This is a genomic window from Qipengyuania sp. YIM B01966 (assembly GCF_016461955.1).
Taxonomy (GTDB): Bacteria; Pseudomonadota; Alphaproteobacteria; order Sphingomonadales; family Sphingomonadaceae; genus QFOP01.
In genome coordinates, this window is record NZ_JADMNM010000001.1 from 391,048 (window position 1) to 413,065 (window position 22,018).

Below are 22,018 nucleotides of genomic sequence, written 5' to 3' on the forward strand. Positions count from 1 at the left end.
GGATGTCGACGATGGTCAAGCAAAGCCGCGCCGGCAAGGTGCTGACATGGCTCGGCGGCGGGCTGGCGGCGCTTCTGTTCGCGGGTTTTGTTGCGCTCGCGACATGGGAGCCATTTGCCGCTGCGCCATCCGCCCCGCCGCCCGCACGCGCCTATTCCGCAGAGATCATCCGCGACGAATTCGGCGTGCCGCATATCAGCGGGCGCACCGATGCCGACGCCGCCTTCGGCATCGCCATTGCCCATGCCGAGGATGATTTCTTCACCCTGCAGGACGTGCTGGCGATGGCCCGCGGCCGCTATGGCGCGATTGCCGGAGAAAAAGGCGCGCAGGTCGATTACGCGTATCACCTGCTCGACGCGCGCGGCACGGCAGAGCGCGAATACCCAAGGCTGCCGGCCGATACCCGCGCGCTGTTCGATGCCTATGCCGCCGGGCTCAATCGCTATGCCGCAGCGCATCCGCGCGAGGTCAAACTGGGGCGGCTGTTTCCGATCAGCGGGGTCGATGTCGCGGCAGGATTCGCCCTGCGCCAGCCCTTCTTCTTCGGGCTCGACCAAGTGATCGGGCCGCTGGTGGCGGGCGAGCCCTTGCGGCCCGAAAGCGCGCTGCCAATCCCGGGCCTCACGCCTGCACGCCAGACCGCGCTCGCTTTGCCGCTGCCGGGCGGCGAGGATGGCGCGCTCGCCGGATCGAACGCCTTTGCCATCGCGCCGAAGAAATCGGGCGACGGGGTGACGCGGCTGGTCTCCAACGCGCATCAGCCGTGGCGCGGCGGGGTGGCGTGGTACGAATTGCGCGTCGAAAGCGGCCAAGGCTGGCATTTCGCCGGGGCGAGCTTTCCGGGCAGCCCCTATCCGTTCCTGGGGCATAACGAGCACCTTGGCTGGACCAACACGGTCAACCGCCCCGACCTGATCGACATCTACCGGTTGGTACTGAACAAGGCGGGCACGCATTACCGGCTTGACGGCCGCTGGCTGCCGCTTGCCAGCCGGACGATCACCCTGCCGGTCAAGGTCGGCCCGCTGACCTTGCCGATCCGCCGGACGATCTATCGCAGCGTCCACGGCCCGGTGATCAGGAACAGCAAGGGCGCCTTTGCCATCCGCTATGCCGGGATGGGGAGCCTTGCCCAGCTCGATGCGTATTACCGGCTCAACAAGGCGCGTTCGCTGGCCGAGTGGGAGGCGGTGCTGGCGCGCATGGCAATCCCCTCGACCAATTTCCTCTATGCCGATGCCGCGGGCAACGTCGCCTATGTCTATAACGCCGCCCTGCCCGACCGGCCGCGCGGCTTTGACTGGCGCGGCATCCTGCCGGGCGATATCAGCGCGGCGATCTGGCGCGGGCCGGTGCGCTATGAGGCGCTCCCGCGCTATGTGAACCCCGCCTCGGGCTGGCTGTTCAACGCCAACAACGCGCCCTTTTCCGCTGCCGGGCCGGGCAGCGATCTGGCGCAATCCGCTTTCGACCCGGTGCTGGGGATCGAAGCAAAATCCACCAACCGCGCGCGCCGCGCCGCGCGGCTGATGGCCGAAGCAGATGTGATCGACCGCCCCACGCTGGAGCGCATCAAATACGATACTGGCTACGAACGCAGCGGTTATGTCGGCCGCGCGCTGGACGAGATCGCCGCGCTCGACCCGCGCGGGGATCGGCGACTGGCAGCCGCGCAGGCGCTGCTGGCAAGGTGGGATCTCACCGCTGACAATATCGGCCGAGCCGACGCGCTGGCGCTGCTCGTGCTGAAGGATTTCATGTCGGCCGAATATCAGAACAAGCCATGGCCCGATGCGCGCGAAGAACTGGCCGAAGCAGCCGCCCACCTCATGCGCCATTTCGGCCGGATCGATCCCCCGATGAGCGAGGTGCTCCGCCTGCGCCAGAAGCCGGGTCCGCACGCGGTCGACTTGCCGCTGGATGGCGGGAGCGACACCTTGCGCGCGTCCACCACCTGGGACGTCGAGCCTGACGGGCGATTGGCTGTGCGCCACGGCGACAGCTTCGTGATGTTCGCCGAATGGGCGCCGGGGCAAAAGGTGCGCTCGCAGTCGATCCAGCCGTTCGGCGCGGCGACTACCCGGCCCGGCTCAATGCATTTCACCGACCAGTCAACGCTGTTCGTCCAGCACCGCTTGAAGCCGGTGCATTTCTGGCGCGCGGATATTCTGGCCAATACTGTGTCGCGCAAGCGGGTTACAAATGCTCCTGCGCGCCGCTGAATATCATCAATCGGGGACCAAGATGCGCCTTCACCACCTCGCCGCTACCAGCCTTCTCGCGCTTGCGCTGGGCGCCTGTGCCACAGTACCGGCCGCCCCGGTTGCGAGCGCCCCGCCCGCGCCCGAAGCCAACGCCCTCGCCGCCGCCCCGGTGAGCGAGCTGGTCGAGCGGGTGTCGATTCCCTACCAGCAGTTCAAGCTGGCCAACGGCCTCACCGTACTGGTGCACGAGGATCGCAAGGCGCCCGTCGTTGCAGTGTCGATGTGGTATGGCGTCGGCTCGAAGCACGAGCCGCGCGGCAAGACCGGCTTTGCCCACCTGTTCGAGCATCTGATGTTCAATGGCAGCGAAAATTCGCCCGGCGATTTCTTCGAGCCGCTGCAGGAAGTGGGGGCGACCGATTTCAACGGTACCACCTGGTTCGACCGGACCAATTATTTCCAGACCGTGCCGACCGGCGCGCTCGACCGCACGCTGATGCTCGAATCCGACCGTATGGGCCATCTGCTCGGCGCGGTGACGCAGGAGAAGCTCGATAACCAGATCGGCGTCGTCCAGAACGAGAAGCGCCAAGGCGATAACCAACCTTATGGTCTTATCGAATACGAGCAGCTCGAGAACCTCTACCCCTCGGGTCACCCCTATCACCATTCGACCATTGGCTCGATGGACGATCTGTCGGGCGCGACGCTGGATGATGTGAAGCAGTGGTTCCGCGACAATTACGGCCCCAATAATGCGATCCTGGTGCTGGCCGGCGATATCGACGCGGCCACCGCGCGGGCCAAGGTCGAACGCTGGTTCGGTGACATTCCGGCCGGCCCCGCCGTGCCGCAGGTGGCTGCGCCTGTGCCGACGCTTTCCGCGCCGCTCGCCAAAACGATCTATGACCAGGTGGCGACGCCGCGCATCTACCGGATGTGGGCGGTCCCCGGGCTCGACAATCCCGACTATCTGCCGCTGGTCATGGGGGCCAGCGTGCTCGGCGGTCTTGCCAGTTCGCGGCTCGATAACGCGCTGGTGCGCGGGCAGGAACTGGCCGTGCGCGTCACTGGCAGCGCCGACGTCTATGCGCAGGCCGGCCAGCTCGTGTTTTCGGCCGATGCCAAGCCTGGCATTGACCAGCAGCGTCTCGGCGCCGCGCTTGATGCCGAATTGGCGCGGTTCATCGCGCAGGGGCCGACCGCGGACGAATTGCAGCGCGCCGCGACGGTCTTTGCCGCCGAGCAAATTCGCGGCCTCGAACGAGTCGGCGGCTTTTCGGGCAAGGCGCCGACCTTGGCCGAAGGGCTGCTTTATTCAGGCAATCCGGCCGAATACCGCGTGATGCTCGAACGCGCCGCCCGGTTGACGCCCGAGGAGGTCCGCAGCGTGTTCGCCCGCTGGGCCTCGCGGCCCGTATTCGCCCTGACGGTTGAGCCTGGCACGCGCCGCGAGGGCGGCGAGAACCGTGGCGGCTTCATCGTAGCCCCCGAAGGGCTGGGTGCACGGCCCGCCTTCTACGCCGACCCGGTGCTTGGCACGCAGGGCGCGGCAGGCGCCGTCAGCGCCGCCGACCGTTCGACCCTGCCGCCGGTTGGCGAGTTGCGCCCGCTCGAATTCCCGGCGGTCGAACGCGCCACCCTGTCGAACGGGATGGAAGTGTATTTCGCCCGCCGCAGCGGGGTCCCGGTGGTCTCCACCCGGATCACCTTCAATGCCGGGCATTCGGCCGACCGCGCCGACCGGCTGGGGATCCAGTCGATGATGCTGGCGGCGATGGACGAAGGCACCACCGCGCTCGACCCGCAAGAACTGGCCATCGCCAGGGAACGGCTGGGCGCCAATATCAGCGCATCGGCCAATGCCGACACGACCAATTTCTCGCTCGATGCGCTGTCGCCTAACCTCGGCGCCAGCTTCGCCCTGCTGGCTGATTACATCCGCCACCCGGCCTTCGCCCCCGCAGCTGTGGAGCGGGTGCGGACGCAGCAGGTCACCCGCATCCGCAACGAACTCAACGATCCCAACGCACTAGCGCAGCGGGCACTGATGGCGACGCTCTACGGCCAGCACCCTTACGCTGTGCCGCCGAGCGGGACGGGTAATGCCGAAGTCGCGCAAAGCGCCAGCGCGGACGAGTTGCGCGCCTTCCACCAGCAATGGATTCGCCCTGACAATGCGCGCATCTTCGTAGTCGGCGACACATCGCTGGGCGAAGTCACGCGCTTGCTCGAAGCGAGCTTCGGCGATTGGCGGGCCCCGGCGACGCCTCTCCCGGCGAAGGCCTTTGGCGCGGCCATCCCCACGCAATCTTCGCGCATCGTGCTGATTGACCGGCCCTCGTCGCCGCAGAGCGTGATTATGGCCGGCCGCGTCCTGGACGGCAAAGGCACCGATGACATGGTGCCGCTCGATTCGGCAAACTACGTCTATGGCGGCAACTTCCTCAGCCGGATCAACATGAACCTGCGCGAGACGAAAGGCTGGTCCTATGGCGTGCGCAGCAGCGTCACCCAGCCGCTCGATCGCAACGCCTTCATCATCTCGGCCCCGGTGCAGGCTGACCGGACGGGCGAATCGATCACCGAATTGCGCCGCGAGCTGGCAGATTACACCAGCGCTCGTGGCGTAACCGAGCAGGAACTGGGCCGGCTGGTCAACAGCCAGGTACGCGCATTACCGGGCCGGTACGAGACCAATGCCAGCGTGCTGAGCGGCATCGCCTACACGGTCAATTACGGTCTGCCGGATGATTACTGGACCACCCTGCCCGCGCGCTATCGCGGGCTGACCAGCTCGCAGCTTGGCCAGGTCGCCAGCGGGGCGATGCGGGGCGATGATCTGGTCTATGTCGTGGTCGGTGATGCCAGCGTGGTGCGGCCGCAGCTTGAACGGCTCGGCCTGCCGGTGGAAGTGCGCCCCGCCGCCGGAGCGCAGGGCGGGAACTGACCGGCGCGCCCCCTGTTGACAGGGTTGTCAGCAGGGGCAATGCACGCCTGCGCACGATCAACCGATGCAGCCAAAGATGGAGAGTGAATGATGTCCGTTTCCGGTACCTATGATTGCGTCACCAAGACCCCGATGGGTGACCAGAAGAGCGTCTTCACTATCGAAGACAATGGCGACGGTACTTTCACCGGCAACAATGCCGGCCAGATGGGTTCGATGCAGGTCGAAGATGGCAAGGTCGATGGCAACAACCTCACCTGGAAGATGAACATGACCGTGCCGATGCCGATGACGCTCGAAGGCAGCGCCACGGTTGACGGCGACACGCTGACCGGTTCGGTCAATGCTGGCGCGTTCGGTTCGATGGCGATGACCGGCACCCGTTCGGACGCTGCCAAGGCCTGAGCAATCGCCTCGGGATCAGGAAGGGGCCGGCGGGCGATCCGCCGGCCTTTTTCGTGTCAGCGGCGGAACTGCGCCCCGTCCATCATCTGCCGCACTTCGCCGATCGAGGCATCGAAATAGTGTATCCTGGGCGCGTCGAAATTGATCAGATAGAGCTTCTTGTCGATGATCGCCGCGCGCACCTCGCCCCGCCGGTCAACATTGTCGCCGCCGGTATAGGTATAAGCGAAATGGACGCCGGGATATCCGGCAAGATGCGCCGGGCGCACTTCGGTCACCGTGAACAGCGACCCGCCGAGCACCACCTGCGCGCTGTTCTCGAAGAATTCGGCAATGTCGGTCGGCAGGAAATCGGCGTCGAATTTTGGCAGCGGATCGCGCCGGCGATTGCGCTCACGGAACAGCGGCTTGCCCTCTTTCAGCGCGACGATGAAGTCGAGTTCATTCAGGGCCATGCCGTCCTGCGTCCACGCCTCACTGTAGCGGGTCGGGCGGTTGGTGGAGCGGTTCCAGTCGCTGACCGGGGTCACCAGCAATTCGCTATTGCCGACCTCGCGCGGCTGGCCGGCGGCGACGATCCGCCACTGGCTGAGGAATTGCGCATCGGCTGGCGTGGTCTGCACCGCCAGCAAGGCGGCCAGCGCCAGCAGCATGGTGCGGATCGCGGTCAGCTTCATGTCACAGGCTCCGCCGCCATGGCGCCAAGCATCGCGGCATCGTGCGCTTGCGGTTTCAGTTGGAGGTAGGTTCTGAGCGCAGCGCGCCCTTCGGCCGCATGACCTTGCCGCAATAGCGCGAGGCCGTAGCCGCGCCAGCTTTCCTCCGGCCCGCCGCCCTGATCGATCGCCTGGCGATAGAAGGTCGCGGCCGACGCGAAATCCCCCTCGCGCCCGCGATCACGGTAAAGCTCTCCGCGCGCGTACAGGAGGTCGGCGGTCCAGCCATCCGGTTCCGGCCCGGCCAGCGTGGAGAGCAGATATTCGGTCCCGCCGAAATCCGCGAGCCGAACCTGGTCGTCGATCAGTTGCGGCCACCAGGCGTGAAGGTTGCTGCGATATTCGGCCGCCCGCCTCTCGGCAGCGCCGGCGCTGGCTGCGGCCTGCGTAGCCAAGGCTGCCAGCGTTTCCATCCGCTCGGTCGTGCGCGGATGGGTGGCGAACAGGCCGCCATTGCTGTTGCGGCGGCTGCGGTGGCGCCGCTCGGCCGCGGTGGCGTCCATCTCGTCACCCAATTGCTGCCAGATGGTGCTCGCCGCTGTCGGGTCGTAACCGGCGCGGGCCAGCTCGGCGATCGAGCCGGCATCGGCCTCGCGCTCCATCTCGCGGTTGAAGCCGAATACCGACGACAGAATCGCGATCTGCCCGACCATGCCGGCAGCGTAGGGAATGGGCGCGAGGCTGAAGATCGACAGGATGTCGGTCTTGGTCCGCATGTTGCGGAACAGGCGCAGCGAGTGCTGCTGTTCGAAATGGGTGAATTCGTGGCCCAGCACCGCTGCCAGCTGCGCCTCATCGCGCATCCGCAACAACAGCCCGGTATTGACGATCATCGCCCCGTTGGGCGCCATGCTGGCGTTGAAGAACGGCGTGCGCACGAGATAGAGCCGCGTCGCCGCGCACCGCTCTGCCCCCACCGTGCGGCACAGCACACCGCGGACATAGGCATTGAGCGCCGGGTCATCGACGAGGAAATGCGACTGGCGCAGCAGGCGCTCCTGCTCGGCCATTTCGTACCACAGCCCGCGCTCAAGCTCGTCCTGCGGCTGGTAGCCGTGCGCCGAAGGGAGCGGGGTGGCGGTCGTTGCCGGCGCGGGCGCGGCATCTTGCGCCGCCAGCGGCAGCGGCGCCAGCATTGCGGCCGCGGCAAGCAGCGCAGCGCGGCGGATCATGGCTTCGGCTCCGCCGGGGTTTCCCCTGTCACGGTGACCTCGCGCGCGCGCTCTGGCGCAGGCTGGCCGGTCGCGCGCAGCGGAAATTCTTCCAGCAATTGCGCCACCCGCTTCTGCGCGCCTTCGGCGGTGCGGACATCGCCGCCCATCTGCAGATCGCCATTGAGCCAGACGAGGTGCCCGGTGCGCAGATCGACCAGCCCGGCATAGCCCATGTGGACGCCTGACGGCACCAGCCCGACGCCGGCCACGGCGCCGAGCACCTGCAACACCTTGCGCCCGGTCGAGCCGTAACTGTCATTGGTGACGAGGAAGAGTCCGTAATCGCCGCCAAGCGCGCGCAATTGCTCAGTTTCGGCGCCCAGCGTCCAGTCGAAGTCGTGCCGCTTGCTCGGCAGGCGGTTGCCGGGAAACAGCTTGTGCTGGAATGCTTCGCCGGCGACGGTCTGGAACAAAGCGGTATAATCAGCGACCAGTTCGCCCTGTTCGCCGTCCAGTTCCGGGACGATCACCAGCGAGGTCCCGCGCGCGGCCTGTTCGGCCTCGAGCGCGGCCATGATGTTGCCCTTGGCCGTTTCGGTCCATTCAGCGTTCGGTTCGTGCATCCCGCCCATGGTCTGCGCGCCGACGCGGATTTCCGGGCGAAAAACAAGAATCCGCACCTCGCCCTGCGGCAGCACGAAATCTTCGCGCACCGCGCTCGCCTCGCCCGCCCCGAACTGCGCGTGCGCCGGCGCTGCCATGCCCAGCGCCAGCATCGCGGCCATGGCGGCGGTCATCCATCGTTTCATCGCCTGCTCCCCGCGGACGCGCGCGATCACGCGCCAGAAAGCGGCAGGCTACAGCAGCAAGCGGCTGAATGCCTAGTGAAAAACCTGTTCAGCCAAGCTTCTGGCGGAGCACCTGGTTGACCAGTTGCGGATTGCCCTTGCCCTGCATCGCCTTCATCGTCTGGCCGACAAAGAAACCGAACAGCGCCTCTTTGCCGGCCTTGAACTCGGCCACCTTGTCGGCATTGGCGGCCAGCACCTGATCCACCGCTGCCTCGATCGCGCTGGTATCGCTGGTCTGCATCAGCCCCTCGCGCTCGACTATGGCCTCGGCACCGTCACCGCTCGCCAGCATCTTTTCGAGCACCTGCTTGGCGATCGAGCCCGAGATCGTGCCCTTGGCGACCAGCGCCAGCAATTCGGCCCCGGCGGCGGGCGTGACAGGCGAATCGGCCAGCGCGGTGCCGGTTTTGTTCAGTGCGCCGAACAGTTCGGACAACAGCCAGTTGGCGGCCGGCTTGGCCAGCTCGGCTTCGGGTTTGCCGGCCTTGGCGGCGCTGGCGGCGAGCAGTTCCTCGAACCAGCCCGCCGTTTCGACCTCGGCGGTCAGCACGCCGGCATTATAGGCCGACAGCCCCAGCTCGCCTTCATACCGCCGGCGCTTGGCATCGGGCAGTTCGGGCAGGCTGGCGCGGCATTCGGCGATGAACGCCTCGTCCAGTTCCAGCGGCAGCAGGTCGGGATCGGGGAAATAGCGGTAATCGTGTGCGTCTTCCTTGCTGCGCATGGCGCGGGTGGTGCCGGTTCCGGGATCGAACAGGCGGGTTTCCTGCACCACCGTGCCGCCATCTTCGATCAGATCGACCTGGCGGCGCGCTTCGTGCTCGATCGCCTGCATCACGAAGCGGACCGAATTGACGTTCTTGGTTTCGGTGCGGGTGCCGAATTCTTCGCCCGGGCGGCGCACGCTGACATTGACGTCAGCCCGCATCGAGCCTTCTTCCATATTGCCGTCGCAACTGCCGACATAACGCAGGATCGCGCGCAGCTTGCGCACATAAGCACCCGCCTCGGCCGGGCTGCGCATATCGGGGCGGCTGACGATTTCCATCAGCGCGACGCCGCTGCGATTGAGATCGACATAGCTCATCGTCGGATGCTGGTCATGCATCAGCTTGCCGGCATCCTGCTCAACATGGATGCGTTCGATGCCGATTACCTTGTCCGCCGGAATGCCGGCCTTCTCGTCCGCATCGATGGTCAGCGACCCTTCACCGACCAGCGGGTGATAGAGCTGGCTGATCTGGTAGCCCTGCGGCAGATCGGCGTAGAAATAATTCTTGCGGTCGAACCGGCTCCAGCGGTTGATCGCGGCGTCAATCGCGAGGCCCGTGCGGACCGCCTGGCGGATGCATTCGGCATTGGGCACCGGCAACATTCCCGGCATCGCCGCGTCAACCAGGCTGACCTGCGTATTCGGCTCCGCCCCAAACGCCGTCGCCGCGCCCGAAAACAGCTTGGCCTGAGTGGTGATCTGGGCGTGAACCTCGAGGCCGATGACGACCTCCCATTCACCCGTGGCGCCCTGGATGCGGTACGAACTCACCACCATGTCTCCGGCTTGGCGTTGAACCCCGCGCGCTGCTCGATGGCCAGGCCGGCATTGAGGACGCTCTGTTCGTCAAAGGCGCGGCCGATCAGCTGGAGGCCCAGCGGCAGCCCTTCGCGGTTCAATCCGGCGGGCACGCTCATTGCGGGCAGGCCCGCAAGGCTGGCGGGGACGGCGAACACATCGTTCAGATACATCGCCAGCGGATCGGCGCTTTTTTCGCCGAGGCCGAAGGCGGCGGTCGGGCAGGTCGGGGCGAGGATCACGTCACAGCGTTCGAAGGCGCGTTCAAAATCGCGTGCGATCAGCGCGCGGACCTTCTGCGCCTGGGTGTAATAGGCGTCGTAGAACCCGGCGGAGAGCACATAGGTGCCGATCAGGATACGGCGCTTGACCTCGTCGCCGAAGCCGGCGGCGCGGGTGGCGGCGTACATGTCCTGCAAGCCAGCGCCGCTTGTCCCGGACCCCGATCCGGGTTCAGGCAGCTCGCGCAGACCGTAGCGCACCCCGTCATAGCGGGCGAGGTTGGACGAGGCTTCCGCGGGCGCAATGATGTAATAAGCCGGCAGCGCATGATGCGTGTGCGGCAGGCTGATATCGATCACCTCGGCGCCCGCATCCTTCAGCCAGGCGATCCCCTGGTCCCAGCTCGCCGCGACATCGGCATCCATCCCGTCCATCCGGTATTCACGCGGAATGCCGACTTTCACCCCGCGCAAATCGGCATTGAGCGCGCCCGCCCAGTCGGGCACCGGCAGGTCGAGGCTGGTCGCATCCTTGGGGTCGAACCCGGCCATCGCCCCCAGCATGATCGCGCAATCGGTGACATCGCGCGCCATCGGCCCGGCCTGGTCAAGGCTAGAGGCAAACGCCACCACGCCCCAGCGCGAGCAGCGGCCATAAGTCGGCTTGATCCCGGTAATTCCGGTAAAGGCCGCCGGCTGGCGGATCGAGCCGCCCGTATCGGTGCCGGTTGCTGCCGCCGCGATCCGCGCCGCGACCGCCGCCGAACTGCCCCCGGACGAACCGCCCGGCGCGAGCGGGGCATTGCCGCCATCGGCCCGCCGCCAGGGCGAAATCACATTGCCGAAATAGCTGGTCTCGTTCGACGAGCCCATCGCAAACTGGTCGAGATTGAGCTTGCCCAGCATCCCCGCGCCGGCATCCCACAGCTTCTGAGACACAGTGCTTTCATAGGGCGGGACGAAGCCTTCAAGGATATGGCTCGCCGCGGTGGTCTGCACGCCCTTGGTGGCGAACAGATCCTTCATCCCGATCGGCACGCCGGCCATCGCGCCGAGCGTCTCGCCAGCAGACCGCTGCGCATCGACGCGCCGCGCCGCATCCAGCGCGTGGTCGGGGGTGGTGACGATGAAGGCGTTGAGCGCCGGATTGGCCGCGGCGACGGCGGCGTTGAACGCCTCGGCCACTTCAACCGCGGTGAAGCTGCCACCCACCACCCCGTCGCGGATGGCCTTGATCCCGAGATCGGTCAGCTCGGTCATTATTCGATCACCTTGGGCACGCCGAAGAAGCCGTGTTCGGGTGCCGGGGCGTTGGCCAGCACCGCATCGCGCACCCCGCCGCCGGTCAGCGGATCGGCGTTGACTACATCGTCGCGCAGCCGCAGCGTGTTTGGGATGACCGCTGTCATCGGTTCGACCCCGCTGCAATCGACCTCGCCCAGCTGTTCTACCCAGGCGAGGATGTTGTTGAGTTCGGGGACCATGCGGTCAAGCGCCGCATCATCCATCCGGATGCGCGCAAGATTGGCGATCCGGGCCACGGTTTCCTTGTCGACAGACATGGCGCGCGCCCTAGCCGGGCAGGGCTGCGGCTTCAAGCGCGCTTACCGCGCTTCGGGCAGTTCCCGGCCATCGACGAAGAAGCGCGTAACTGTCTGCGTACGTTGTTCGACCCGCCCGTCCAGCGCGCGCGGATCGAGAATTTCAGGCGAGGCGGGCTGCGGCGGCGGCGCGACCGGTCGCCCCTCTCGATCGAAGCGCGCGCGGTGGACCATGTTGGCAGTAACGAAGGCGACCTCGTGTCCGCGCGGCGCCTGCCCCATATCGAACACCAGACAGGCCGGCTGGCAGAACCAGGGATTGGCGGCAAGGTGATCCAGCGCCCAGCGCCGTAATTGCGGGTCGTCAAAGCGGAAACGGGCCTTGGCCGCCATGTCGTCGCGCTGTTCGGCGCTGGGGGCCTGAAATATCGGCCGCTGCGTGCGTTCGGCAGCCTCTCTGGCGAGCCGCGCGACACTGGCATCGGGCGAACGCTGCAACCTGGCCAGCACCCGCCGCCCGCCATCTCCGAAATCCCAGCGCAGTGCGTCGAAATCGAATTTGCCCGGCGCTACCTTGCCGCTGGTGAGGCGCGCGGCCTGACTGCGCGCCGCGATGCTGCCGAAATCGAGGATCGGCAGCGCCAGGAACAGCGCAATCGCACTGACCACCAGCGCCAGATGCATGTTCGCTTCGCGCAGCCGGGCGGTCCAGCCCGTGCGCCGGCCGCGGATAACCGCCAGCCAGTAGGCTGCGCCCCACAGAACCGCGACGGCGATCGCGACAATCCCCCACAGCCGCTCGGGACTGAGGCCATATTGCGCGATCCGCGTGCCGAGCGAGATGGCGGCAAAGAAGGTCAGCGGCAAAATCGCCAGCGCCAGCACGAGGCCCGCCAGCCGCACCAGCCGGTTGCCTGTGATATCGACATCGTCGTCGCGGATGACGGCATTGGCGAGCAGGAATGCGCCCGCGGCGCAGGCCAGCAGCACGGGTGTGGCGCTGCGCGTTGCCTCCCACAACACTTGCGGGCCAGACACGATCATCGCACCCAGGAACACCACCAGCCCCACTGCCAGCGGCACCGCCAACAGGCTCAGCACCAGCGCGACAATGCCCTGCAATGTGCCAAGCGTCGCCAGCTGGTTGCGCAACCGCCCAAGCGCGGCGCCGAAGGCCAGACCCGAATAAGTCGGCCCAAACCAGTCCTGGTTCATCAGTTCGCTGAGGACGTTGATCTTGAGCAGCTGGAACAGCGCCGAGAGCAGCGCCAGTGCCGCCCAGGCGAGGCCGGTGAACACCAGTGCCCCTGCGCCGCTGATCGCGTCGGTCCAGGCGAAATAATGCAGGTCGCGATAGGGCGTTGCCCAGCGGGTGCGGTGGAAACCCGCCTGAAACAGCGGGATCGTAATCAACGCCGCGACGACGCCAGCAGCAAACGCAAATTCGCCCGCCGCGACGTGCCCTTCCGACCGGACCACATGCCAGGCAAGGCCTGCCAGCACCGCGCCGGCCAGCGCCGAAAACAGCGCGCTTTCCTGCCAGCGACGCGGCTCCAGCGTCAGCCCGGCGGTCAGCGGCGCGGCAACCACGAAGGTCGCCAGCGCCATCCGCCAGGGCACGTTCTCCGGCCCCTTGACCAGGAAATAGAACGCCAGCCCGGCGGCCGCGCCCAGCAGCGCCAGCAGCCATTCGCGCATCGGCCAATCGGCGCCGTAGCCATGCGGCGGCTCAAGCGCGCTGAGGCGGCCGGGCGTCTCGTTCATCGGCTCAGCGCTCCTTAGCGCGGGGGCGCGCCCGGCGCCGGCGCGCCTCCGCCTCCGCCACCGCCGCCGCTCTGCTGCTGCTGCTGCTGCATCATCTGCTGCATCGCCTGCATCCGCTGCTCGAAGGCAGCGGCAGGCATGAAGTCGATCAGGTCGACCTCGAAAGTGAGGTCGCTATTGGCCGGGATGACAACCTGATTGGTCATCGGATTGCGCTTCTCCTCGGCGCCGTAAGCCTTGTCGGCCGGGATCACCATGCGGTACTTGCCGCCCTTCTGCATCTTGAGCGCGCCTTCGGTGAAACCGGGGATCATACCCTGCAGGGGCAGCGGGACCCCCTGCCCCTGATCGAACACTGTGCCATCGGCGAGCATCCCCTTGTAATTGACCAGGATGACATCTTCGGCCGTGGGATTGGCCCCGGTGCCGGCGGTCATTTCCGTCAGTTCGACGCCCTTAGGCGCCGCCGCCCAGGCAATCCCCGCGCCCAGCAGCACCGCGGCAATCACGCCCAGCCACAATTTCGTCAGCGATCCGCGCGCGATCGGTTGCAGCGGAACTCGGGTAATCTCGGTCATGCAAAATCCTCGACTGGGCGGGCGCGCAAGCAAAAGGGCGCGGAGGTGATCCGCGCCCTGATGGCTTATGCTCGCTGTGGGTTCAAGCGGGGATCGTGCCCGCCTGGTCGCATCGCTTACTTGGCGCCGTCGCGCTCGGCGCGCTTGCGCTCCATCTTGCGGGCGCGGCGGACGGCGGCGGCCTTTTCGCGAGCGCGCTTCTCGCTCGGCTTCTCGAAGTGGCGGCGCAGCTTCATCTCGCGATAGACACCTTCCCGCTGCAGCTTCTTCTTGAGCGCACGCAGGGCCTGCTCGACATTGTTATCGCGAACGATGATTTGCATAAATTCCAACACCTCACAGCAAAGGTGCAAAAGCCCGCTTGCGTGCGGGGATGCACCCACGATCTATCAAAGGGATTCGCGCCGAATCCGTCCCGGATCGGCTCAATCGGAGCGGCGCTTAGCTATGGGCGGGGTAAAAGGCAAGCCTTGACGCGCCGCAACCGCGCACCGGCTTTTGTAGCAGCGGGGCTTTCGCGCGCGGAATGGCGGGGCTAAGGCCCGGCGATGCACGCCGCGCACCCTCTTGCCGCCAGCCTCCAGGTCGCGCTCGGCGGCGCTCTCGGGGCGGTGCTGCGCTATCAGACGGGCGGCGCGGTTGCCCGTTGGCTGGGGCCATCGGCTGCGGCGGCGTTCCCCTGGGCGACGCTGGCGGTCAATGTCACGGGCAGCTTTGCCATGGGGTTGCTCGCCGGCTGGCTTGCACGGCATGATGGCGCGGAAGGATGGTGGCTTCTGCTGGGTGTCGGCCTGCTCGGCGGCTTCACCACCTTTTCGGCTTTCAGCCTCGAATTGCTGAGCCTGATCGAGCGCGGCGCGCCGGGCCTCGCACTGGCCTATGCGCTGGTGTCGGTCGCGGCCGGCCTCGCCGGGCTGTGGCTGGGCGTTTCCGCGATGCGGGGGCTGGCATGAGCGATCCGGAACTCAATGTCCGGCAGTTCACGGTCGGCCCCGATGATGACGGCGTCCGCCTCGACCGCTGGTTCAAGCGTAACCTGCCGCAAATCGGCTTTGCCACGATCAGCCGCTGGGCGCGCACCGGCCAGCTCAGGGTCGATGGCAAGCGCGCCAAGCCCGAGGATCGCCTCGTCACCGGGCAGAGCCTGCGCGTACCGCCGGGCGGGGCAGAGCCTGCCAGCGGCAAGACCGCCCGCCCCCGCCGCATCCCGACGCCCGAGGAACTGGCCCAAGCCGAAGCGATGGTGATCGAGCAGGACCGCGCGGCGATCGTCCTCAACAAGCCGCCGGGCCTCGCCACGCAGGGCGGCAGCGGCACGACCCGCCATGTTGACGGGCTGCTCGATGCGTTCGCCGGCGAGACGGGCCCGCGCCCGCGGCTGGTCCACCGGCTCGACAAGGATACCAGCGGGGTGCTGCTGATCGCCCGCACGCCGGGCAGCGCGGCGTTCTTTTCCAAGCGTTTTTCGGGCCGCTCGGCGCGCAAGATCTATTGGGCACTAGTGGTCGGCGTGCCCGATGTCGATGCCGGCACGATCGACGCCCCGCTGGCCAAGCAGCCCGGCACCGGCGGCGAGAAGATGCATATCGACGAAGCCGACGGCCAGCGGGCGGTGACGCGCTACCGCGTGGTCGAGCGCGCCGGCAACCGCGCGGCCTGGCTCGAACTGGAGCCGCTGACTGGCCGCACCCACCAGTTGCGCGTCCATTGCGCGGCGATCGGCCATCCGATCGTTGGCGATGGCAAATATGGTGGGCAGGCGGCGTTCCTCACCGGGTCGATCAGCCGCAAGATGCACCTTCATGCCCGGCGCCTCATTATCGACCATCCCGATGGCGACCGGATCGACGCGATGGCCGACCTGCCGGACCATTTCGCCGCCAGCATGGAACAACTGGGTTTCGACCAGAGCCTCAGCGATGCGTCCCCTGCCGAAGGCCCGCCCGAAGCGCCGCGCGCGGTGAAAAAGCAGCAGGCCCGCCGCCATGCCAAGCAGGTGCGCAAGGAACGCCGGGGGGAGCGCCGCTCGCGCGGCCCGGAGAGCGCCGGACCGGCCAAGCGCCCCGCCAGGCCGGGCGCCAAGGGTGCTGTCAAGGCGGCCGGCAAACCCGCGCGGCCAGCGCGCGGCAAGGCGCCGGTTGGCCGGCCGCCCGCGCGCCCGACAGGCAAGCCACGCGGCCGGGGCTGAAGCGGGGTGCACCCCAACCCGCTGTTCCGCTGCGATGCTGACGCGCTGGCAGCGCGCCTGCTGGACGGAGCAGGGTTCGGCATGGTCTTTGCCGAGACGCCAGCAGGCCCGCGCGTGGCCCATGCCGCGTTGCTCCCAGCAGGGGCGCAGCGCATCCAGTTCCACCTCGCCCGCCGCAACGATCTCGCGCCGCATCTGGCGAACAGCCGCGCGTTGATCGTGGTCAATGGCCCGCACGGCTATGTCAGCCCGCGTTGGTACGCCGACCGGGCGACCGTGCCCACCTGGGATTATGTCGCGCTCGAGCTGGAAGGGGTCGTCCGCGCGCTCGATCAGGCGGAGCTTGAGACGCATCTGAGGGCGCTCGGCCAGCAGGCGGAGGCCGCGATCGCCGATGGCGAGGCGTGGTCGCCGGGCGAGATCGATGGGGGCAGCTGGGCGCGGATGCGCGCGGCGCTCGCGGGGTTCGAGATGATCGTGGACGCCGCTCGGCCGACGGTGAAGCTGTCGCAGAACAAGCCAGCGGCCGTGCGCGAAACCATAGCCGTCGCGCACGGGCTTACCGGCAATGCCGAACTTGCCAGCTGGCTGCGGGACGTGTCGGGAGCACCCGCATGATCCGCCTCGCCGTTTTCGATTGCGACGGCACGCTGGTCGATGGACAGGCAGCGATCTGCGCTGCGATGGAAGCGGGGTTCGCCGCCGCCGGCCTTGCCCCGCCTGCGCGCCACGCGATCCGCCGGATCGTCGGCCTGTCGCTGCCGCAAGCCGTGCGTCTGCTGGCGCCCGATGCCAGCGAAGAGCAGTGCGAGGTGGTGGTCGCGGCGTACAAGGCGACCTTCCGCACCACGCGCGAAGCCGGCGCGCTGGAAGAGCCGCTGTTTCCCGGCATAACCGAACTGCTCCACGCGCTCGCCGGGAATGGCTGGTCGCTGGCGGTGGCGACAGGGAAATCCGATCGCGGGCTCGCCCATTGCCTCGCCGCGCATGGCATTGCCGGCCTGTTCGTCTCGCTCCAGACGGCGGACCGCCACCCATCCAAACCCCACCCCGCGATGCTCGAAGCGGCCATGACGGAGGCGGGGGCAACCCCGGAAACAACCGTGATGATCGGCGACACCGGCTTCGACATGGCGATGGCGCGGGCTGCCGGGGTCCGCCCGCTCGGGGTTGATTGGGGCTATCACAGCGTGGCCGAACTGCTGGCGGATGGCGCCGAGGCGGTGGCGGCAACTCCGGCCGAACTGGCGGAGTTGCTGGAGCGATGAACGAGAACCCTACCCCTGCCGCCGATCCCGCCCGTGGGCGGTTCTGGCTGATCCAGCTCACCCGGCTGTCGGGCATCGTGTTCATGCTGGCGGGGCTGGCGGTGCTGACCGGCAAGGTCGAACTGCCGCGCGCTGCTGGCGTGGTGCTTCTGCTGGTCGGCGTGGCCGAGGCATTCATCGCCCCCATCCTGCTCGCCCGCCAATGGCAGAGCCCACGGCAATGAAGCGGTTTTACCAGGCGGTGACCGTGGCCGAAGTGGCCGGCGGCTGGCAGGTCATGCTTGACGGGCGCGGCATCCGCACGGCCGGCGGCGCGCCGCAGATCGTGCCGCAACGCGCTCTGGCCGAATTGCTGGCGGCGGAATGGGCGGCGCAGGGCGCTGTGATCGACCCGCGCGCCTTTGCCATGCGCGATCTGGCCGATTACGCGATCGACATCGTCGCGCCCGATCCGGCCGCCGCTATCGCCAAGCTCATCCGGTTCGCGGAGACCGATACGCTATGTTACCGCGCCGATCCCGAAGACGCGCTGTATCGCCACCAGCAGGCGGTGTGGGAGCCGCTACTGGCAGCGCTCGAAGCGCGCGAGGGCGTGGTGATGCACCGCGTAAGCGGGGTTGGCTACCGCGCCCAGCCCGAGGCTACGCTCGCCGCCTTGCGGGCGCGGCTCGGTAAATTCGATCCGTTCTCGCTGGCTGCCGTGCAGACGCTCGCATCGCTGGCGGCATCATTGACGATCGCAATGGCCGTGGCCGAACCGAGGGCCGATGTGCCGATGCTGTGGGAGGCGGCAACCCTCGAGGAGGAATGGCAGGCGGACCTGTGGGGCCGGGATGACGAGGCGGAGGAGCGCCGCGCGGCCAAGCGTGCCGAGTTCCTCGCCGCGGCGCGCTTCCTGGCCGCCGCGCGCGCCAGCTGAGCGCGCTTATTGCACCCAGTCGGCGACTTGCCGGGCGACGTCATTGGCCGCCTGGTTGAGCGCTGCCCCCACGGGTGCTGCTTCAGGGGCCACGCCGGGAATTACCGACTCGAACCGCCGGGTCGTGGCCGTGCCGCCCTGTTCGCGGATTGCATCATAGCGCACCACCACCGACGACGTCTGCGCGTCGTAGCCGAAATCGCGCAGCGCGCCGCGCAATTGTATTTCGGGGGCAACACCGGTGTCGTCATTGTCGAGCACCATGCGCCCGGTGCGGCTGCGAATCGTTTCCGCCAGCAGGTTGCGGAACAGACGCGCCGGGCGTTCGACCCACACCGCCTCCTTGAGATAGGCGACATTGGCCGCATTGACCTGCACCGGCACCCGCGTCACAGCGAGGCGCTGGGCGGCGAACGGTTCGATCACCGCGATCGTGCGTCCTGCGGAACTGGCGGTATTGCCGGCGGGCACCGCGGCATCGGGCGTCAGCGTCAGCAGCGTATCAGGCACCTTGCCGCCGAGGCTGACGCAGCCGGCGAGCGACACGGCCAAAGCGGAGAGCGCGGCGCCGCGCAGGGTGCGGGTAAATGTCGGCATCATCGCCCTCATGGTTCGTAATCGGGAAGTTTCTGGCCGCCGATCAGGCCGCCGGCGCCCTGGGCCTCGATCTTCTCGGTCAGTTGGCGCAGTGCGCGGCTGGTCGCCTGGACGTCGCGGATCGCCGCCTGCGCGCTTTCGATCGTCGCCTCGGCCGCCGGCAGCGTCTGCGTGTTGAGGCGCTCGGCCGCCGGGCGCGCAGCCTGCAGCGTACCCTCGAGCGCATTGGCCGCACCGCTCGCTTCCGACAGGGTCCGGCGCAGTTCGGCCGCCAGCGCGCCCCCTTCCTGATTCAGCAGGCGGTCGGTGGACTGGGTGACCTGTTCAAAGGAATCGAGCGCCTGCGACGCTTCGCGCAAGGTGACCTGCAACTCGGCCAGCGTGCGTTCGGTCTGCGGCGCGGTCTGCGCGAGGGCGGCGGTCATCTCGTTGGTATTGGCAAGGATGCCCGAAATCTCGCCCTGATTGCGGTCGGACAGCAGCATCGTCAGCCGTTCGGTCAGCGTCGCCAGCCGTTCGAGCAGCAGCGGCGCATTAGACAGCAATTCGCCCAATCCTCCGGGCTTGGTCGGGATCACCGGCACGCCTTCGGGGCAGGCGGTCGTACCTTCGCCTTCGCCGCAGGTCAGCGGCGGAGCGCCGCGGCGCGCCCCATCGAGCATGATGGTCGATACGCCGGTGAAAGACCCCTGAATGGTGGCGGTGGTGCCGACCAAAATCGGCACATCGCCTTCCACCTTGATCCGCACACGCTTGAATTGCGGGTCTTTCTGCCACAGCTCGATATCGGCCACCTGGCCCACCGGCACGCCCGCGTAATCGACCTGCGACCCCTTGGCGAGGCCGGAGACCGACTGCTTGAAGAAGATGTCGTATTCGTTGAGGTTGCTCTGCCCCAGCCGCGCAATCCACACGATCGCCAGCGCCAGCCCCGCGAGCAGCGCCAGCGTGACAATCCCGACCCAGAGGTGATTGGCGCGTGTTTCCATAACCGTTTCGATCCTATGCCCCGCTGGCCGGCGCTTTGTCCATCGCCGTTGACGCGGCAGATGCGGCGGCGGCGTCGAGACGTTCCTTGGTGCCGAGCGCCGCGCGCCCGCGCGGGCCGTTGAAATATTCCTCGATCCACGGATGGCCGGTGGCGATCAGCTCGGGGATCGTCCCCACCGCAATCACTCGCTTGTCGGCCAGCACGGCCACGCGGTCGCAGATTTCGTAGAGCGTATCGAGATCGTGCGTGATCAGGAACACCGTCAGTCCGAGCGTGGCCTGCAGATCCTTGGTCAGCTGGTCGAACGCGGCGGCGCCAATCGGGTCGAGCCCGGCGGTCGGCTCGTCGAGGAACAGCAGTTCTGGGTCAATCGCGAGCGCCCGCGCGAGGCCCGCGCGCTTTTTCATCCCGCCCGACAATTCGCTCGGGAACTTGTTGATCGCATCGGCCGGCAGGCCCGACATCAGCACCTTGAAGCGGGCAATCTCGTGCAAGATATCGGGCTCGATATCGGGATAGAACTGCCGGATCGGCACCTCGACATTCTCGCCCACCGTCAGGGTCGAAAACAGTGCCCCGCCCTGGAACAGCACGCCCCAGCGATTGCGCACGCCGATCGCCTCGTCGGGTTCGGCCTCGGTAATCGAGCGGCCGAACACCTCGATATTGCCCGCCGTCGGCTGCTGCAGCCCGATGATCGAGCGCATCAGCACCGATTTGCCGGTGCCCGACCCGCCGACCACGCCGAGGATTTCGCCGCGATTGACCTTGAGCGAAAGGTTGTCGTGGATCACCTGCTCGCCGAAGCGGTTTTCCAGCCCGCTGATGACAATCGGATGCGCGCCGTGGAATTTCTCGAACCGGCCGGGCGCTTCGCCCCGCTCGATCGCGGCGGCGAGATCCTCGTGCTCCTCATCCTCGGGCAGCGGGGTTTCCGGGGGCAGGTCGCCGGTCATGCCCAGCCCACTTTGGTAAAGAACACCGCGAAGAACGCATCGAGCACGATCACCGCAAAGATCGCATAGACCACCGCATTGGTGGTCCTGAGGCCGACTTCTTCCGAATTGCCTTCGACGCGCATTCCCTGATAGCAGCCGGCCAGCGCGACGATCAGGCCGAATATCGGCGCTTTGATCAATCCGACCCACAGGTCATAGGTCGGCACCACTTCCTGAATGCGCGCGAGGAACGTCGCGAACGGAATGCCGAGCGAAAGCTCGCTGATCGTCGCCCCGCCGATGATCGCCATCAGCGAAGCGTAAAAGCCCAGGAGCGGCATCATCAGTACCGCGGCAAGGATGCGCGGCAGCACCAGCGCCTCCATCGGCGAAATGCCGATGGTGCGCATCGCATCGACCTCTTCGGTCAGCTTCATGGTGCCGATCTGCGCCGCAAACGCGCTGCCCGAGCGGCCAGCGACCATGATCGCGGTCATCAGCACGCCCAGTTCGCGCAAGGTAATCCGGCCGACGAGGTTCACGGTCAAGGTCTCGGCCCCGAACTGCGCCAGCTGCACCGCGCCCTGCTGGGCGATGACGATGCCGATCAGGAAGCTCATCAATCCGACAATCGGCAGCGCCGACACGCCGACCAGCTCCATCTGGCGGACCAGCGCATTGGTGCGGAAGCGGCGCGGATGGCGGATGACGCTCGCCGCCGCGAGTACCATCTGGCCGATGAAGCCAACCACGGCGACGATCGCTGCGCGCGCGTTATAGAGCTTCTCCCCCACCGCCACCGGCACGCGGGTGGTCAGCGGCAGGCGCGGCGCGGCGACTTCGGCCGGGGCATCGCCGACCGATACCGCCTTCAGCAGCCGTTCGGCGTTCTCGTCCTTGCCGATGATCTTCGCCTGGTGGCGCGTGGCGATATGGCAGGCAAGCCACGCGCCGACCGTGTCGAGCTCGGTCGTCTGCGACAGGTCCACCTCGGCAATTGGGCCGGGCAGATCGCGCAGGTCCTGATCGATCACCCCGATGGTGGAAACGAGATAGGGCCCGGTCAGCACCAGTCGCACGGCGCCGCCCTGTTCCCCCTCGATTGTATAGCCCGCGCCTTCTGGCATAGCGGCGGGCTATGCGGCGATTTTGCGCGCGCG

General features: G+C 67.3%; 22 protein-coding genes. 9 read left to right on the plus strand and 13 right to left on the minus strand.

The window, feature by feature from the left end:
• Positions 1-2 precede the first annotated feature (2 nt).
• The 3 genes from ILT46_RS01985 (at position 3) to ILT46_RS01995 (ending at position 5,562) form a co-directional block, all read left to right on the plus strand.
• Complete coding sequence (locus ILT46_RS01985; protein WP_370592285.1) at positions 3-2,225, plus strand: acylase; 2,223 nt, start codon at positions 3-5, stop codon at positions 2,223-2,225.
• The gene (locus tag ILT46_RS01990) at positions 2,206-5,157 is read left to right on the plus strand and encodes a M16 family metallopeptidase (protein WP_233396891.1); all 2,952 of its coding nucleotides are present in this window, start codon (positions 2,206-2,208) and stop codon (positions 5,155-5,157) included. The genes ILT46_RS01985 and ILT46_RS01990 overlap by 20 nt, the downstream gene beginning before the upstream one ends.
• Positions 5,158-5,247: 90 nt before the next feature.
• Positions 5,248-5,562 carry a hypothetical protein gene (locus ILT46_RS01995; protein ID WP_199503099.1) on the plus strand — a complete coding sequence of 105 codons (315 nt, stop codon included), beginning with the start codon at positions 5,248-5,250 and terminating at the stop codon, positions 5,560-5,562.
• A 56-nt stretch (positions 5,563-5,618) separates the two neighbouring features.
• On the opposite strand, the gene ILT46_RS02000 is transcribed toward ILT46_RS01995, so the two are convergent.
• The 9 genes from ILT46_RS02000 to rpsU form a co-directional block, all read right to left on the minus strand.
• Positions 5,619-6,239, minus strand: coding sequence for a hypothetical protein (locus ILT46_RS02000; protein WP_199502933.1), 621 nt, complete (start codon positions 6,237-6,239; stop codon positions 5,619-5,621).
• Positions 6,236-7,450 (minus strand): M48 family metallopeptidase, encoded by a 1,215-nt coding sequence (locus tag ILT46_RS02005; RefSeq protein WP_199502934.1) that lies wholly within the window; start codon positions 7,448-7,450, stop codon positions 6,236-6,238. The genes ILT46_RS02000 and ILT46_RS02005 overlap by 4 nt, the downstream gene beginning before the upstream one ends.
• Positions 7,447-8,229 carry a hypothetical protein gene (locus ILT46_RS02010; RefSeq protein WP_233396892.1) on the minus strand — a complete coding sequence of 261 codons (783 nt, stop codon included), beginning with the start codon at positions 8,227-8,229 and terminating at the stop codon, positions 7,447-7,449. Before ILT46_RS02010 ends, ILT46_RS02005 begins: the two co-directional genes overlap by 4 nt.
• Before the next feature lie 100 nt (positions 8,230-8,329).
• Positions 8,330-9,832, minus strand: coding sequence for an Asp-tRNA(Asn)/Glu-tRNA(Gln) amidotransferase subunit GatB (gene gatB / locus ILT46_RS02015; RefSeq protein WP_199502936.1), 1,503 nt, complete (start codon positions 9,830-9,832; stop codon positions 8,330-8,332).
• Positions 9,823-11,334, minus strand: a complete 1,512-nt coding sequence (gene gatA, locus ILT46_RS02020; protein WP_199502937.1) for an Asp-tRNA(Asn)/Glu-tRNA(Gln) amidotransferase subunit GatA — start codon at positions 11,332-11,334, stop codon at positions 9,823-9,825. The genes gatB and gatA overlap by 10 nt, the downstream gene beginning before the upstream one ends.
• Complete coding sequence (gatC, locus tag ILT46_RS02025) at positions 11,334-11,636, minus strand: Asp-tRNA(Asn)/Glu-tRNA(Gln) amidotransferase subunit GatC (RefSeq protein ID WP_199502938.1); 303 nt, start codon at positions 11,634-11,636, stop codon at positions 11,334-11,336. Before gatC ends, gatA begins: the two co-directional genes overlap by 1 nt.
• A 42-nt stretch (positions 11,637-11,678) precedes the next feature.
• On the minus strand, positions 11,679-13,379 hold the full coding sequence (locus tag ILT46_RS02030) for a DUF4153 domain-containing protein (protein WP_199502939.1): 1,701 nt from the start codon (positions 13,377-13,379) through the stop codon (positions 11,679-11,681).
• A gap of 14 nt (positions 13,380-13,393) precedes the next feature.
• Positions 13,394-13,957, minus strand: coding sequence for an FKBP-type peptidyl-prolyl cis-trans isomerase (locus ILT46_RS02035; RefSeq protein ID WP_199502940.1), 564 nt, complete (start codon positions 13,955-13,957; stop codon positions 13,394-13,396).
• Positions 13,958-14,073: 116 nt separating this feature from the next.
• Positions 14,074-14,280, minus strand: a complete 207-nt coding sequence (gene rpsU, locus ILT46_RS02040) for a 30S ribosomal protein S21 (RefSeq protein WP_199503100.1) — start codon at positions 14,278-14,280, stop codon at positions 14,074-14,076.
• 225 nt (positions 14,281-14,505) lie between these two features.
• Between rpsU and crcB the strand changes: the two genes are divergently transcribed.
• From crcB to ILT46_RS02070, 6 genes are read left to right on the plus strand one after another with little or no spacing between them, the layout of a single operon-like run.
• Entirely contained in the window at positions 14,506-14,910 is a 405-nt protein-coding gene (gene crcB, locus ILT46_RS02045; RefSeq protein WP_199502941.1) for a fluoride efflux transporter CrcB, read from the plus strand.
• Positions 14,907-16,145, plus strand: coding sequence for an RluA family pseudouridine synthase (locus tag ILT46_RS02050; protein WP_199502942.1), 1,239 nt, complete (start codon positions 14,907-14,909; stop codon positions 16,143-16,145). Before crcB ends, ILT46_RS02050 begins: the two co-directional genes overlap by 4 nt.
• A gap of 6 nt (positions 16,146-16,151) precedes the next feature.
• Entirely contained in the window at positions 16,152-16,763 is a 612-nt protein-coding gene (locus tag ILT46_RS02055; RefSeq protein WP_199502943.1) for an FMN-binding negative transcriptional regulator, read from the plus strand.
• Positions 16,760-17,413 carry an HAD-IA family hydrolase gene (locus ILT46_RS02060; RefSeq protein ID WP_233396893.1) on the plus strand — a complete coding sequence of 218 codons (654 nt, stop codon included), beginning with the start codon at positions 16,760-16,762 and terminating at the stop codon, positions 17,411-17,413. The genes ILT46_RS02055 and ILT46_RS02060 overlap by 4 nt, the downstream gene beginning before the upstream one ends.
• Positions 17,410-17,637 carry a hypothetical protein gene (locus tag ILT46_RS02065; protein WP_199502944.1) on the plus strand — a complete coding sequence of 76 codons (228 nt, stop codon included), beginning with the start codon at positions 17,410-17,412 and terminating at the stop codon, positions 17,635-17,637. Before ILT46_RS02060 ends, ILT46_RS02065 begins: the two co-directional genes overlap by 4 nt.
• Positions 17,634-18,332: an ATP12 family protein gene (locus ILT46_RS02070; protein ID WP_199502945.1), complete on the plus strand. Its 699-nt coding sequence runs from the start codon at positions 17,634-17,636 to the stop codon at positions 18,330-18,332. The genes ILT46_RS02065 and ILT46_RS02070 overlap by 4 nt, the downstream gene beginning before the upstream one ends.
• A 6-nt stretch (positions 18,333-18,338) precedes the next feature.
• On the opposite strand, the gene ILT46_RS02075 is transcribed toward ILT46_RS02070, so the two are convergent.
• The 4 genes from ILT46_RS02075 to ILT46_RS02090 are packed head-to-tail and all read right to left on the minus strand — an operon-like array spanning position 18,339 to position 21,985.
• Positions 18,339-18,929 (minus strand): ABC-type transport auxiliary lipoprotein family protein, encoded by a 591-nt coding sequence (locus tag ILT46_RS02075; RefSeq protein WP_370592286.1) that lies wholly within the window; start codon positions 18,927-18,929, stop codon positions 18,339-18,341.
• An 8-nt stretch (positions 18,930-18,937) separates the two neighbouring features.
• Positions 18,938-19,918 carry an MlaD family protein gene (locus ILT46_RS02080; protein ID WP_199502947.1) on the minus strand — a complete coding sequence of 327 codons (981 nt, stop codon included), beginning with the start codon at positions 19,916-19,918 and terminating at the stop codon, positions 18,938-18,940.
• 13 nt (positions 19,919-19,931) lie between these two features.
• Positions 19,932-20,876, minus strand: a complete 945-nt coding sequence (locus tag ILT46_RS02085) for an ABC transporter ATP-binding protein (RefSeq protein ID WP_199502948.1) — start codon at positions 20,874-20,876, stop codon at positions 19,932-19,934.
• The gene (locus ILT46_RS02090) at positions 20,873-21,985 is read right to left on the minus strand and encodes an MlaE family ABC transporter permease (RefSeq protein ID WP_199502949.1); all 1,113 of its coding nucleotides are present in this window, start codon (positions 21,983-21,985) and stop codon (positions 20,873-20,875) included. The genes ILT46_RS02085 and ILT46_RS02090 overlap by 4 nt, the downstream gene beginning before the upstream one ends.
• Positions 21,986-22,018: the final 33 nt, after the last annotated feature.

Excerpts from the sequence above, each read along its gene's own strand:
- ILT46_RS01985 (WP_370592285.1), top strand. The coding sequence starts at position 3 with ATGTCGACGATGGTCAAGCAAAGCCGCGCCGGCAAGGTGCTGACATGG.
- ILT46_RS01990 (WP_233396891.1), top strand. The coding sequence starts at position 2,206 with ATGCTCCTGCGCGCCGCTGAATATCATCAATCGGGGACCAAGATGCGC.
- ILT46_RS01995 (WP_199503099.1), top strand. The coding sequence starts at position 5,248 with ATGTCCGTTTCCGGTACCTATGATTGCGTCACCAAGACCCCGATGGGT.
- ILT46_RS02000 (WP_199502933.1), bottom strand. The coding sequence starts at position 6,239 with ATGAAGCTGACCGCGATCCGCACCATGCTGCTGGCGCTGGCCGCCTTG.
- ILT46_RS02005 (WP_199502934.1), bottom strand. The coding sequence starts at position 7,450 with ATGATCCGCCGCGCTGCGCTGCTTGCCGCGGCCGCAATGCTGGCGCCG.
- ILT46_RS02010 (WP_233396892.1), bottom strand. The coding sequence starts at position 8,229 with ATGACCGCCGCCATGGCCGCGATGCTGGCGCTGGGCATGGCAGCGCCG.
- gatB (WP_199502936.1), bottom strand. The coding sequence starts at position 9,832 with ATGGTGGTGAGTTCGTACCGCATCCAGGGCGCCACGGGTGAATGGGAG.
- gatA (WP_199502937.1), bottom strand. The coding sequence starts at position 11,334 with ATGACCGAGCTGACCGATCTCGGGATCAAGGCCATCCGCGACGGGGTG.
- gatC (WP_199502938.1), bottom strand. The coding sequence starts at position 11,636 with ATGTCTGTCGACAAGGAAACCGTGGCCCGGATCGCCAATCTTGCGCGC.
- ILT46_RS02030 (WP_199502939.1), bottom strand. The coding sequence starts at position 13,379 with ATGAACGAGACGCCCGGCCGCCTCAGCGCGCTTGAGCCGCCGCATGGC.
- ILT46_RS02035 (WP_199502940.1), bottom strand. The coding sequence starts at position 13,957 with ATGACCGAGATTACCCGAGTTCCGCTGCAACCGATCGCGCGCGGATCG.
- rpsU (WP_199503100.1), bottom strand. The coding sequence starts at position 14,280 with ATGCAAATCATCGTTCGCGATAACAATGTCGAGCAGGCCCTGCGTGCG.
- crcB (WP_199502941.1), top strand. The coding sequence starts at position 14,506 with ATGCACGCCGCGCACCCTCTTGCCGCCAGCCTCCAGGTCGCGCTCGGC.
- ILT46_RS02050 (WP_199502942.1), top strand. The coding sequence starts at position 14,907 with ATGAGCGATCCGGAACTCAATGTCCGGCAGTTCACGGTCGGCCCCGAT.
- ILT46_RS02060 (WP_233396893.1), top strand. The coding sequence starts at position 16,760 with ATGATCCGCCTCGCCGTTTTCGATTGCGACGGCACGCTGGTCGATGGA.
- ILT46_RS02065 (WP_199502944.1), top strand. The coding sequence starts at position 17,410 with ATGAACGAGAACCCTACCCCTGCCGCCGATCCCGCCCGTGGGCGGTTC.
- ILT46_RS02070 (WP_199502945.1), top strand. The coding sequence starts at position 17,634 with ATGAAGCGGTTTTACCAGGCGGTGACCGTGGCCGAAGTGGCCGGCGGC.
- ILT46_RS02075 (WP_370592286.1), bottom strand. The coding sequence starts at position 18,929 with ATGCCGACATTTACCCGCACCCTGCGCGGCGCCGCGCTCTCCGCTTTG.
- ILT46_RS02080 (WP_199502947.1), bottom strand. The coding sequence starts at position 19,918 with ATGGAAACACGCGCCAATCACCTCTGGGTCGGGATTGTCACGCTGGCG.
- ILT46_RS02085 (WP_199502948.1), bottom strand. The coding sequence starts at position 20,876 with ATGACCGGCGACCTGCCCCCGGAAACCCCGCTGCCCGAGGATGAGGAG.
- ILT46_RS02090 (WP_199502949.1), bottom strand. The coding sequence starts at position 21,985 with ATGCCAGAAGGCGCGGGCTATACAATCGAGGGGGAACAGGGCGGCGCC.